Source organism: Paenibacillus alba, from assembly GCF_013204855.1.
GTDB classification, from domain to species: domain Bacteria; phylum Bacillota; class Bacilli; order Paenibacillales; family NBRC-103111; genus Paenibacillus_E; species Paenibacillus_E alba.
Window position 1 is genome coordinate 78484 of sequence record NZ_JABMKZ010000021.1, and the last position, 13006, is coordinate 91489.

Annotated in this window: 9 protein-coding genes; all 9 read right to left on the bottom strand. The window is 46.2% G+C overall.

Annotation, left to right across the window (positions count from 1 at the left end; genetic code table 11):
• Positions 1–45: 45 nt before the first annotated feature.
• The 9 genes from HQN90_RS23470 to HQN90_RS23510 all read right to left on the bottom strand — a co-directional run bounded on the left by HQN90_RS23470 (position 46) and on the right by HQN90_RS23510 (position 12773).
• Entirely contained in the window at positions 46–2307 is a 2262-nt protein-coding gene (locus HQN90_RS23470) for a helix-turn-helix domain-containing protein (RefSeq protein WP_173223188.1), read from the bottom strand.
• A gap of 186 nt (positions 2308–2493) precedes the next feature.
• A complete protein-coding gene (locus HQN90_RS23475) occupies positions 2494–4077 on the bottom strand; it encodes an extracellular solute-binding protein (protein ID WP_173223190.1) in 1584 nt (527 codons plus the stop codon).
• A 49-nt stretch (positions 4078–4126) separates the two neighbouring features.
• Positions 4127–5011: a carbohydrate ABC transporter permease gene (locus HQN90_RS23480; protein ID WP_173223191.1), complete on the bottom strand. Its 885-nt coding sequence runs from the start codon at positions 5009–5011 to the stop codon at positions 4127–4129.
• Between the two features lie 35 nt (positions 5012–5046).
• On the bottom strand, positions 5047–6018 hold the full coding sequence (locus HQN90_RS23485) for an ABC transporter permease (protein WP_173223193.1): 972 nt from the start codon (positions 6016–6018) through the stop codon (positions 5047–5049).
• A 242-nt stretch (positions 6019–6260) separates the two neighbouring features.
• Positions 6261–6530 (bottom strand): hypothetical protein, encoded by a 270-nt coding sequence (locus tag HQN90_RS23490; protein WP_173223195.1) that lies wholly within the window; start codon positions 6528–6530, stop codon positions 6261–6263.
• A 37-nt stretch (positions 6531–6567) separates the two neighbouring features.
• Positions 6568–7623 carry a phosphotransferase gene (locus HQN90_RS23495; RefSeq protein ID WP_173223197.1) on the bottom strand — a complete coding sequence of 352 codons (1056 nt, stop codon included), beginning with the start codon at positions 7621–7623 and terminating at the stop codon, positions 6568–6570.
• A 21-nt stretch (positions 7624–7644) separates the two neighbouring features.
• Positions 7645–8283 (bottom strand): CPBP family intramembrane glutamic endopeptidase, encoded by a 639-nt coding sequence (locus HQN90_RS23500; protein ID WP_173223199.1) that lies wholly within the window; start codon positions 8281–8283, stop codon positions 7645–7647.
• Between the two features lie 1146 nt (positions 8284–9429).
• Positions 9430–10908, bottom strand: a complete 1479-nt coding sequence (locus HQN90_RS23505; protein WP_173223201.1) for a sensor histidine kinase — start codon at positions 10906–10908, stop codon at positions 9430–9432.
• A 122-nt stretch (positions 10909–11030) separates the two neighbouring features.
• Positions 11031–12773, bottom strand: coding sequence for a hypothetical protein (locus HQN90_RS23510; RefSeq protein ID WP_173223203.1), 1743 nt, complete (start codon positions 12771–12773; stop codon positions 11031–11033).
• Positions 12774–13006 lie beyond the last annotated feature (233 nt).

Sequence of the window (13006 nt, forward strand, 5' to 3'; positions counted from 1 at the left end):
AAGGAGGACCCTTTGTACTTTTTCAAACGCTTTGCACATTGTTGTTTACGAGGTTCGGCTAAGCTCCCGGTAGCGGGTCGGCGTCATTCCCTCCAGCTTTTTGAAAATCCGGTTAAAATAGCTGTGCTGGTAGCCGACCTGCTCGGCAACATCGTTGATTTTCATGACAGACTCGCGCAGCAGCTCCTTGGCTTTATCCATGCGCAGCTCGGTCAAGTAATCAATAAAGTTTTTCCCGGTTACTTGCTTAAAGGATTTGCTTAGGAAAAATATATTGGTCCCTGTATGCTCCGCGCAATTCTCGAGGGAGATATCCTTCATATAATTTTGCTGCAAATAAATCATGGCTTCCTCGATAATTCGTTTCACTTGCGCATCGGTTCGTCCAGACAGCTCATTCAGAAAAGGAGTTAGCACCTTTTCCTGGAACCATTCCAAAATCCGTTTCGGCTCTCTGATTTGCGAAAGCTGCTCATACAGATTCGCGCCCTTGAACAACCGGTTCGGGTTGATACCCGATACCATAATGGCGTGCTGAACGTTGCCAAGCAGGTGCAGCATGCCCTGTTGTACATCAATTCCCTTTGCTCCTTTGCAGGATAAGGCATGGAGGAAAGATGTCAATAATTGTTGCGCATCGTCTTCTCTACCCGTCCGCAGCGCTTGAACAAGCTCTCTTTCCAGTGTAAAAGGATACTGGGGCTCCGCTTCCGACTCGCCCTCCAGAGTATCCTTTTGCATATCAATGATTTGGTTGGCAAACTCAATATTGCGATAGCTGACTGCTTGTTTAACTCTTTCGAAAGCGAGAGGAACTTCAGAAATATGCGCAATGGGACGACTGATCGCCAATGTGATACGCATTTTCAGAATGCGATTGATAGACTGCATTAGTTCTTCGCTGAAAGCCTGACATGCTTCCGAATAGGTTTGATTCTCCGGAATGATGAGAACGATCCCGGCTGTCAGATCATGAAAGTTGAGCGTGTTGCTCTGTTCGAAATGCTGGGAAGCCAGTTCCTCCATCATGTTAATCGCTGCAAACGTAATAAGTCCTTCATCCCCATCCCGAAAATTCCCTTCCATAGTCGTCATTCCGATTAACTGAGCATAGAGGACAATAAAATAACGCTCCCTAACATCCCACTTGAACCGCTCCATCCGGCGCAGCAAATCCTCATCCGAGAAAGCTGTCAAATAACCTTGTAGCAGCTGATGCAGAAAGCTGTCCTTTACATGTGGAAGCTGTTCCGCAAGCTTCGTGTTCAGCTCTAAACTTTCGTTATGCAAATTACGCCATACAGGCAAATAGATGCGCCGCGAAGCCAGCCAGGATAGAAAGGCTGCCAACAACAAAGCAACGAGACTTACCATGATAATCAGTTTGGAAATAACAAGAACAGGCGAGGTTATGCTTGTAATCGGAGATGCGGATACGAACATCCAATCTTCCGCAATGCGGGACAAGCTTCCAAAAGAAACCGTGTACGTGGATTTTTCCCAATCAAAAAAGAACGAACCTTTACTTGTACCTAATGAATTGATCTTTTCCCTAAGCGCTAGGACAAAAGGCGAAGTGGAAGCGCTTCCACTTGTTGAGACAAAAAGATCCCCCGATGTTTGCAGCATAAACGTTTCTCCGTCGTTATAAGGTGTCATCGTTTTCAGAAGATCGGCTATTTTCTCCTTGTCGAATTGAAAGAGAAGTACGCCAAACGGATGCAAGCTTCCGCCGGGAATGTGATGAACGAGGGTTAAATCTTGGGTGTCGGCACGTTTGGTATCGAGCGTCCATTGTGTCCAGTACGTTACGTTATTACGCGCAATCAGTGGTTCATAGATGTCCGATGACGCGCGCTCATCAAGCACGGAATATTCGGGATTAAACAAAACGGAACTCTTTCCGCCTACATAAAGCTCCGCTTTCTTCACCATCGCATTGGAGCCTTGCATAGCGACCAGTGTCCGCGTAATATCTTGCGTTCTTTCGAAGTTTTTGACAAAATCAAACCCGTTTAAGCTGTAATCAAATTTATTATCAAAAGCCCAGTGAGAAAGCAGCAGCTCGAGATTGCCCAATTGATCGTCAATATTTTGAGAACGCTGCTCAATCAGACGGTAATGCAGCTGAAGAAGCTCTCTTTCCACACGCCCCCCTGCCATCCAGTATATGAGCGCCCCCAGAATGAGCCCTGGAATACCAGAGACGATAAAGATCGTGATTAGGCTTTTTTTATAAAAACGCCCTTGACTGCCGACTGCTCGGCCCCGCCTTTTAGCAAGTCCCGCTCTTACTTTACTCAGCATGATCTCACCTACCGCTTCTTAAGTTTTGTTTCAAGCCATGACCCTCACTTCGAGGTTATAACGGCAGACGGGAATATGGAAGTTAAAAAACAGACTAAATCCTTTGAATTTCCGACATTTACCTGTATTCCTTGTAAAAGGACAAAAAGCCGTGTTGATACACACGGCTCTTCTAGGATAGCCCCCTTATTTCTTGGAAGCGACATAAAGCTCATTCATTTCCTTGACAAGGTCATCCCCGCCTGACTTTTTCCAGGTTTCAAAAGCAGCCAAGAGCGCGGCTTCATCACTTTGCCCAACAATGAATTTGATGCGGGCGTCATTAATGACATTGTCCAGCTGCTGCCCTTTCTGCGAATACACCGAAGAGATGAACGGTTCTGCGGGATTCGCAACGACGAACTGCTCTGCTTCCTTCTGGATTTTGGCCGTTTGAAGACGAAGCGGTGTTTGCTTCACTTTCAGGCCGCGATCCTCTGGAATGAACGGCAGCATCTGGTTCAAGCCTTCTACTTCTGACTCCAGAAGGGCTGTGTCCTTGCTTGCCACCACAGCATCGCCATCCTTCGTATAGTGCTTTCCTTCAATGCCGTAACCAGCCAATGTGGTAAGTTCCGGTTCGTTCATCTGATCCAGCATCTTCAGAACACGCTTCAACTCTTCTTCCGTCTTCACGGATGATTTGGGAATCGCAAGGAGTCCGGCAAATCCAGAAGTCGGCAGCGCTTTCAATCCATTCTTGCCTGTAACGCCAATCATATTATCAATATAGTGGACATCCGGTTTATCTTTGCCTTCCTTGGCAAGCACCTGATGAATTTTATCGTCCAAGCGCGCCGCATTATCGGTTACATCGATGATAACACCGGCCTGATTATTAACAACGGGATCATTCCATTTAGCGGAATCAAATACGGCAAAATCCTGATTGATCAGCTTTTCATCATACAGCTTCTTCATAAACTTCAAAGCTTCCAAATATTCCGGTGTCTGATGCTCCGGTACCAGCTTGTCGCCAATGACGCCCCATTTGTTCGGGGAGCCGAACCACAGCTTGATAATATCGAAGCTGCTTGCCCATTGGCCGGTCCATTTGACCATCACCATGCCATACGTATCATCCTTGCCGTTTTTGTCCGGGTCCTTCTCTTTAAATGCTTTGAGCATATTATAAAAGTCATCAATCGTTTTGGGCGGCTGCATACCGACCGCTTCCAGCCAATCTTTGCGGTAGTTGATGCCATTGCGCCCTAAGGCGCGGCCTCGGTAAACACCGTAATTTTTCCCATCGACGGAGGAGTTGTTCAAGATAACTTGATTGGCTTGGCTCAGCGTCGGGAAATCCTTCATGTATTTGCCTACTTCCCAGAAAGCGCCGGACTTCACTGCATTCACGAAGCTCGGATTTTTCACATCCGGCACGTAGATAATGTGAGGAAGCTTGCCCGAAGCGAGTGTGATGTTAAATTTATCCGGATACGAGGAGTTCGGGACCCATTCGAGGTGGATATTCGTATTGGTTCTTTTTTCGATTTCTGTTACTACGGGTCCATCGTCTTTGGGATAATTGGTCTTAAAAATCGGAAGCATGATGTTTAGATCCAGCGGGGCTTGCGGCTGCGGGGCCTTGGTTTGTGCCGCTTGGCTAGGTGCAGACGCTGCCGTAGATGCTGCGGGGCTCTGTTTGCTGTCGCTGCAGCCGACGATGGTCGTCATCGCCACCGTACCTACTGCCGCAACGGACATCCATTTTTTCGTATTTTGTCTCATGTTCTCGTGCCTCCTCTAAAATAATGACTTGCTTGTATCGTAATCCGTGTTACCCCTTGACCGATCCGATCAAGACCCCCTTGGCAAAATGCTTTTGCAAGAACGGATAGACGAGCAGGATGGGAATGGTCCCTACCACGATCACAGCCATCTTAATCGACTGCTCCTGGTCTTTGACGAATTGTGGATCTACGGTACTTGCATCCCCGGCAGCCATCTGCGACAACAGCACGATCTGTCTGAGCATGACCTGAAGCGGCCACTTCGCAGGATCATTGATGTAAAGCAGGGCAGAAAAAAAGTTGTTCCAATGACCAACCGCGTAAAACAACGTGAAAGTAGCGAGCACCGGCATTGATAAAGGCAGGACGATTCTCCAAAGCAGCCCCAACTCCGTACAGCCGTCGATTTTGGCCGCTTCTTCCAGCTCTGGGGGAAGCTCCTGGAAAAAATTTTTCACAATAATTAAATTAAAGGCACTGATTGCTCCCGGGATCATCAATGCCCAGTAGCTGTCTAGCAAATGAAGCTCACGAACGACTAAGTACATAGGAATCAGTCCGCCCCCGAACAGCATCGAGAAAACGACCATATTTAAGACAGCGTTTCGCCCTATTAACCCTCGTTTGGATAGCGCATAGGCCATTGTCACAGTAAAAAATAGATTCACAGCTGTACCGACCACCATGATATAGAGAGATACCCAGATGCTCTTCATAATCGTGTCCGTTGAGAAAATAAATTTGTACGCCGATAAACTAAAAGTTTCCGGAATGAGGAAAACCGTTCTTTTCGTCAATTCTGCATCCGAGGCGAAGGAGCCCGCAATGACATAGATGAAGGGGAGAATCGCGGTCAAGCCGATCAACCCAAGAACAAGATAGTTGCCTACATCAAAAATGGTGCCTGAAGTGCTTCTGTACTTCTTGGACAAATCCGTTGTCCTCCTTTAGGTAAGATGTCCGAATGTTAGTAAATACCCGATTGCCCGAATCTCTTCGCGGTCCAATTCGCTCCCAGAACAAGGATGACGCCTACGATTGATTTGAACAAACCAACTGCCGTACTGTAACTGAACGCACCTTGTGTAATTCCCATCAAATAAACGTAGGTATCGAACACTTCGGCCACCTCTCGATTCAGCGGATTGCGCATAAGGAAAATCTGTTCGAATCCGTTGTCCAGGACATCCCCCATTCGCAGGATAAGCAAAATAATGATGGTACTCCGGATAGAAGGCAGCGTAATATGCCACATTTGCCTCAAGCGATTGGCTCCATCCATAATTGAAGCTTCATATTGTTCAACATCTACCCCTGCCAACGCAGCCAAAAAAATGATCGTTCCGAATCCGCATTCCTTCCACATCGTTTGAATAATAATCATCGGGCGAAACCAGTCGGGACTCGCCAAGAAATTGATTTTGGCGCCTGTATATTTCTGTAAAATTTCATTCACAAGCCCGCCCTCTGTCGTTAGAAAGACGTAGGTCAAACTGGCGACAATTACTAATGAAATAAAGTGCGGCACATAGATGAGCGTTTGAATTGTTCTCTTATATACATTTATCCTGATTTCATTCAACAGTAATGCCAGAATAATCGGGGCAGGAAAAAAGAAAACCAGATTATAAAACGACAGCAAAAGCGTATTGCGCAAAAGCATTAAAAATTCAGGATTTTCGAAGAAAATACGGAAATGCTCCAAGCCAACCCAATCGCTTTTCCAGAATCCCAAAAAGGGCTGATAGTTTTTGAAGGCGAGCAAAACGCCCCACATCGGCACATATTTAAAAATAATGAAATATAACAAACCTGGGGCCAACAGCACGTATATCCATTTATCCTTCCGTAATCGCCCTAACACTCGCGCTCGGCGCAGCCCTTGGATATCGGTCGTTGATGCTGCGCGCTTATTGTTGGGGGCAATCGCCTGCTTCATCCCCTTCACCTCCTCATTCCTCGTTCGCCTCGTAAGCGGTGTAGCCTTATTATGCATTTGCCAGCGTTTTCCGCCAATTAGACATTTTTGAAAACCCTTCCATTTGTGCTATTTAACCCTTTTCAAGATAATGCAAAGTTGTTAAAACTGTTGAAACGCTGTGAATTTAGGGGACTGTTCTAAAAAAGTAAAAAAGCGAGCCCCCATTAAGTAGCAGGGACTCGCTCAGGTGAAACTCATGCTTAGGAGGTTTCCTTCATCCAGAAATACCATCCAATCGAAAAAATCATGACGGCTAACAAAAGCAATGTACTACCGAAAATTACAGGGCTATAGGTACAAGCTCTTATTGTCTCTTGAGATATGGACCAGCTCGTCTGATTTTCAGGTCTTGAGAACTCAGCCGCATATTGATTCCCATTCACAAAACCATTAAAGACAAGAAGCCCCCCACTTACAGCACTTATTGCCGAGACGAGAAACGAAAGCAATATTTTAACATGGAGCTTCAACCGATCACCGCCTCCTTCCTCACATCGATCCTTTTATTCAGACGTAACGCTTCATATACTCAGCATACGCATGTAGATGTATTTCCATGGCTCGCTTTTGCGTCTTTTCTTTTACTTCTGGTACATTCTCCGCCTCAATATAGTCAGCGAGTACATCAATGACATCATCCAGCAGCTTTGCCCTAAAGTAGAATTCCATCCTTTCAACAACTTCCTGCCCGGCTAATTGGCTGACGTATTCTTTCCAAAACGCCCAATCCTTCGTCTGATATAACGGCCACAAGAAGACGGAATAATCCATTGCAGCATCCCCGTTTACGGTTAAATCATCCCAATCAATCAGCCAAAAATCATCACGATCATTAACTAAGATATTCTGCCAGTTGATATCATTATGTACGATATCTGTTGCCTGCTTTTGAAAAGAGGGCATCTGACTCACCTTTTCTCTTAAGGCATCCACTTCCGTGCTAAACCAAGCTAACGACTTATCTGTCACAAAATTCAACTGATGTTTTTCCGATCTAATAATGTCCAAATCTTCTTCGAACCGAGTAATATACGCCTCCGTAAAGGCATCTGAATACGAACAAGCTTGCTCAGTAGCAATAAGTTTTGGAATCTCTTTATCCGTATGCAATTGATTTAGTTTTTCTAACACGTTCTGAATCACGGACTGGGGATTGGCAGCGAGGCTTAATGGTTTCCCCTCAATAAACTCAAACACCAAACCGTAAGGATACCCAGGCAATATTTCCTGGTTCACTTCTAGAACAAGACTAGGAGCCTGATAATGCTCGGTAAGGTATTCACTAATCGCAGCCCATTGCTTCAAAAATGGCGCTTTTGCCGCTTGTGCGAATTTGACATGCCGAACCGTTTCGCTATCCGATATTCGATAGGACTGGTTAACAAATCCTCCCGGATTCCAAATATAAGCTGCTTCTATGCTCGAACGACGAAATCCAAGTTCATCTGAACACGCTGTCGCCCACTCCATTACCCGTTTTTCTGCTAAAAGAAGATCCATTCTCATGGCCTGTCCTTTCTTGTTTAGACTTCCTGTGCGTTTAGTTAAATTTTCGCCTTTCAAAGGCCAAATCCCTCTACGTTTTTACATTTTTGAGCTAATATAGAAAAAATAAATCATCATAATTCCTATGTCAGCCAAAGAATGACTAAGGATAGAACCCCATAATGTACGGAAGTGTACAACCATCCGCCCCCAAATGATTCCAGCAAGGAAGACTGCACAGAAAAAGATTGCAGCGTAAGGCGCCTTGAACATCGGCAGTAATACAAGAAAGTGGTACAAGCTATAAAATAAAGAAGAGATCATTACTTTATGCTTTACTTGATCAAGTTTTAGAAGGATAAACCCTCGCCAGTACAGCTCCTCCAAAAAAGGATTAACGATGATTAATACACAAACAAGAAGTCCCGTATATTCTCCTGAAAACTTCCAATCCTTTAACAGGAATTCAATCTGTGAGGAATCGAACAGTTCATGCTGCAGCAAAGCTCCTCCCGTCATAATAAGGACGATACTCCCCACGCCTAGGCCCACTCCTACAGTAATATTTAAAAGCGAGCCCTTGTCCATTAGTTTTTTCAAGCCTTTCGGTTTGTTGAGGAGGGGAATGAGCAAGAGCCATCCATAAAACAAGGCGAATGTAACAGGCACATTTTGAAACGTATACAAGCCTAAATAAATAAAAATTGTTGGCGCAATCAAAAATGCAAATAGAGTCATGTTCAACCACCTAAGAATAGTCTAGGACATTGTAGCTTCATCGTCCTCTATAGCCATCTTATCGCTAACCCTAGCTCCTATTAAGTACTAACTTTGCCTAGTACCCTACACTGCTCCCAAAATAAAAAGGAGTCGTTGATGCCATAAAATCATGACAACAAACAACTCCTCTTACCTAGCCGTCGACGTTCTTCAGCCAGCGATCCAAAAACAAATAAGCCATCATGCGAATTCCTTCGAGAAAATCATGCCCGCCTGCACCGATATAAGACTGAAACCGGGCCTCTTTCCCCAGCAAGTTACTTTCGCGGTGGAAATTGTCCTATTTGCGTGGTGAAACTGCTTTTTTGACTGGCTCAGAGCAGATGCGGGGCTGTTTCCCTGCTGAGACTGCCTCTTCGGCAAGCTCAGCTTACTTTCGCGGGGAAATGCCCTTTTCACGCGTCGAGACGGCCTTTTCCGCTCGCTCAGCGCGGTGACGGGGCTGTTTTCCTGCTGAGACTGCCTCTTCGGCAAGCTCAGCTTACTTTCGCGGGGGGAAATGCCCTTTTCCCTCGTTGAGACGGCCTTTTCCGCTCGCTCAGCGCGGTGACGGGGCTGTTTTCCTGCTGAGACTGCCTTTTCGGCAGGCTCAACTTACTTTCGCGGGGGAAATGCCCTTTCCCGCGTCGAGACGGCCCTTTCCGCTCGCTCAGCGCGGTGACGGGGCTGTTCTCCTGCTGAGACTGCCTTTTCGGCAGGCTCAGCTTACTTTCGCGGGGAAATGCCCTTTTCCCTCGTCGAGACGGCCTTTTCCGCTCGCTCAGCGCGGTGACGGGGCTTCTCTTGCTGAGACTGCCTTTTCGGCAGGCTCAGCTTACTTTCGCGGGGAAAATGCCATATTTGCGTGGTGAGACTGCGTTTTTGACTGGCTCCAAGCAGATGCGGGGCTGTTCTCCTGCTGAGACTGCCTTTTCGGCAGGCTCAGCTTACTTTCGCGGGGAAATGCCCTTTTCCCGCGTCGAGACGGCCTTTTCCGCTCGCTCAGAGCGTCGAGAAATCGCAGCCAGTACCGGGATGCTTTTATCCAAGTAGTAGGCGTAGGATCGCATGCAGGATCCCCAGCGCCCGATGTACCGAAGTCTATGACGGTGCTAGCCAGCGTGTTTAATCATTAATTAGACGTTCGTTATGTACGACATGCAGGGGCAGCCAAATTTTAAAAACAGACCCTCTCCCTTTACAACTAGCCACCTCAACCGATCCTTCATGCATGTCCAAAATCCACTTGGCAATGGATAACCCTAACCCCGTGCCAGGGGTTTTCCCTCTTGAAGTGTCGGCTCGATAAAACCGTTCAAAGATATGAACTAACTCGTCGTCATCCATGCCAATGCCGGTATCTTTGATTACTATAGCTATTTTATTCCCCGTCCTTTCAACATCCATCTTCACGGATCCTTCAGGAGTGAACTTAAAGGCGTTATCAATAAAAATAAATAATAACTGCTGCAAATAATCTGCATCACCCGAAATATACAGATTTCGCAAAAGCTCTATATGTTCTGCTGACCACTTCACGGACACAGATTTTGGAAGGAACTCAGCCTTTCTTACTACTTTCTCGACGATAGGCTTTAATTCATGTATTTCTTTATTAATTTGAAGACCAGCATCCACTCTTGCCAGTGATAGAAGATCGTTAACAAGTCTCCCCATTCGCCTAGATTCATCCGTGATATCCTGCAGCGCTTCAATAGAAAGTTCAATTTCCTCTCTTTCGGCTTGATGAGCAAGTTTCAGTCGTAAAGATTGCCACATTTTATAAAGCAGCTCAGCGTTTCCATGAATAGTTGTAAGTGGAGTTCTCAGTTCATGTGAGGCATCTGCTACGAATCTCCGCTGTGTCTCTGAGGATTTATCTAACTCAACATAAATGGTTTGGATGCGTTCAAGCATTTTATCCATCGTATCGCTTAGAAGACCAATTTCATCTAATGGCCCTTTATAGTTTATTCTAATTCCGAAGTCTTCACTGTTTTTTATATTCTTCGTTGCATGGATTAAGGTATAGATCGGTTTTAGCGCTTTTCGCGAGAAAAGCCATCCTAAATACGTCGCAAGAGCTACGACAAATAGGGACAAGATACTAAGAATCCATCGCAAATTCGTAAGGAAGCTCTCAATAACACCAACATTATAGGCAGCTTGCAAAACACCAACTAATTTCCCATTTAATAGCAATGGATCATTATAAATTAAAAAAGGCGTATTATGAATACTTTCAATGGAGTAATAACCCACTTTATTATTTTGTAAAAACTCCGTTGAAAAAGGAAGGTCTACCTTCCTTAGATTTGATGATTTGGTCTTATATCCACTGGTAAAGTTAGTAATTTGCATAAACATGCCCGAGCTAACGGTATCAAAATCATCAAGCTGAATAAGCAAATTCCACCCTTTGGGAGAAAGCTCCAGTTGATACGCAACATTTCGCTGGATCTGAGTTGTTTGAGCTCTAAGTGTTTTTTTAAAATCATTAAACATATAAAACTGCAGGAAAAAATATAAGGATAATCCAAAAATCAGTAAGACAAATCCTAAGATACCTGAGTAAAGTAAGGTTAATCTTAGACGAATGGTCATTTCATTTTCACATCCAATTCCAAAATAATATCCCTAACTATCCATTTTCTGATAAATATGACCTTAAAAAAAGACTGTGGATCGGCTAATTGAGCCGACCGACACAGTCTTTTTTGCGATTGTTAGTTATTGGCAAGCAGTTTAGTCACTGCTGAGGCATAATCTTGTTTAAGCTTAGCAGCATCTTGCTCGGACAGCCCACCGCCAGCCACGAAGCCGTTAATCTCCTCATTCGCATGCCGCAACAGTTTAATTAGAAGCGAATCGGCGTCAATGCCTACGGCTTGCTGCAAGCTCTTGCCGCCTGCCATGCTTTTGAGCAGATCGAAACTTTTGATCTGTGTTGCATCAGCGGAATCGGCGCTTTTCGTCTCCGTTACATCAGCAGCGTCGTCGACGATTCGATTCAGTCGGTCGGTCAGGTACTGCTTGGTATCAACAGAGGCTTTGTAATTGCCGTTCGTGATGGCGGCATTGAGCAGCCCGTATGCTTCTGTTTTCGTCGGCTGTTCATCCGCTAGTGTGAGCCAACCATTCTGAACAGCAGTATCCAGGAATGTGTCGATCCGTGATTGCAGCATACTGGTCAATTCCGCGGGATCCACAGACGTCGCATTGACTAAGGGCTGACCGTCAGCCAGCTTATCACGCACATCCGAAACGGCCACGCCTGCATAGTCTGCTATGTTCCCAACTACGGAACGAATACTCTCGGCGGCGAGTGCCGGGCTGCTTGTTCCGGTTGCAGTTTGCGTTCCGAACCCGTTCTGGTCAACTGCTTTTTGCAGGGCATCCGCCGAATTTTGCTCTAGCTTGGTGAGCAATTTTACTGACAAGTTGCCAGCTTCCCATTCTTGCTCCAACGCATCGTTAACGTCAGCTGTCAATTGCGAAGTCAGATCGGCTTCGGACATTCCTGCTATTGTACTTAGACTTTGACCTGCTAAAAGTGCGGAATGAACATCATCAATGTCTTTGCCCGCGAAGATCGCTGCCTTCTGGATAACGGAGCTAGGATCGAGTTTATCCGCCAGCAGTCGCTGTCCATATTGTTCCATCCACGGTGTCGTTGCGGGATCGTAGCCTGGGGTGCTCGCCGCGTCCCATAAGGCTGAGGCTCCGTCCTTCTCCGCATTCTCCAACTGGTCAGAAGGAAGTGTGCCATTCTTCACAGCAGCTTCCAGATCCTGATTGAACAGTGCTGTAAGCGCATCGTTCAAGGCGGATGCATCCATGCCTGAAGCTTCTACCAAGCTTTTGCCGCTGCGCAGCGCTTTGCGCAGGTCAATTGTGCTAACTCCTGACGGCAGCGATGCATCATCGGCTATTGTACTTAAGTGGCTATGTAAAATGGCTGCTCCGTCCGTTTGAATAACCGCTGGTTGGCTGTCCGTCGACCATCCGCTGCTAACGAGGTCGGCGATACGCGGGTAAGCCGTTTCTTCCAACGCCGCGGCCTCCTGTGCCGACAAATTGCCTGACTGCACTTCGCTAGCCATATCCTCCGCGAACATCGTCTTCAATTTATCGATTAAATCCGATGGATTCAGCTTCGAGGCTGCCATCAAAGTCGCTCCCGATGCGAGCGCATTTTGGAAATCGTCGGAATTCGCGCCCGCTGCCGCCTCAGTGTGGATATCCAGCTTGCCAAGCCAATTGTTCAGCAGCAATGTATTGTAGTTGATAGCTGCTCCTGCCGCCGATGTGCCAGATTGCGTATCTGCCGTTGTCGCTACCGATCCCTCAACGGACGTCGTTGTCGTTCCGATTTCCGCCGCATACGCCGACTTTACAGGAAATGCCGTACCGCTTGCTCCTGTGACTAATAACGCTGCACCCATCAGTACTGCCAGTTGTTTTCTCATCTCAATCTCCATCCTTCCGTTTCGTGGCTCCACGTCTGTTGTTGCTTACAAATCAAAGTATAGAGATGCTTCCTGAATTTTTCATGAAACCGCCCTGAAAATTGGATGATTTTAACATAAAAATCAGCTTAATTTCCGCTGAATGAAAGCTAAAAGTGTTGCGGTCGGGAAACTTTACTGTGGACTTCGTTTGGTGCAGGCCCCCTTTGGGGAGAGACATAATCGGAGCAGTC

Excerpts from the sequence above, each read along its gene's own strand:
- HQN90_RS23470 (WP_173223188.1), bottom strand. The coding sequence starts at position 2,307 with ATGCTGAGTAAAGTAAGAGCGGGACTTGCTAAAAGGCGGGGCCGAGCA.
- HQN90_RS23475 (WP_173223190.1), bottom strand. The coding sequence starts at position 4,077 with ATGAGACAAAATACGAAAAAATGGATGTCCGTTGCGGCAGTAGGTACG.
- HQN90_RS23485 (WP_173223193.1), bottom strand. The coding sequence starts at position 6,018 with ATGAAGCAGGCGATTGCCCCCAACAATAAGCGCGCAGCATCAACGACC.
- HQN90_RS23500 (WP_173223199.1), bottom strand. The coding sequence starts at position 8,283 with ATGACTCTATTTGCATTTTTGATTGCGCCAACAATTTTTATTTATTTA.
- HQN90_RS23505 (WP_173223201.1), bottom strand. The coding sequence starts at position 10,908 with ATGACCATTCGTCTAAGATTAACCTTACTTTACTCAGGTATCTTAGGA.
- HQN90_RS23510 (WP_173223203.1), bottom strand. The coding sequence starts at position 12,773 with ATGAGAAAACAACTGGCAGTACTGATGGGTGCAGCGTTATTAGTCACA.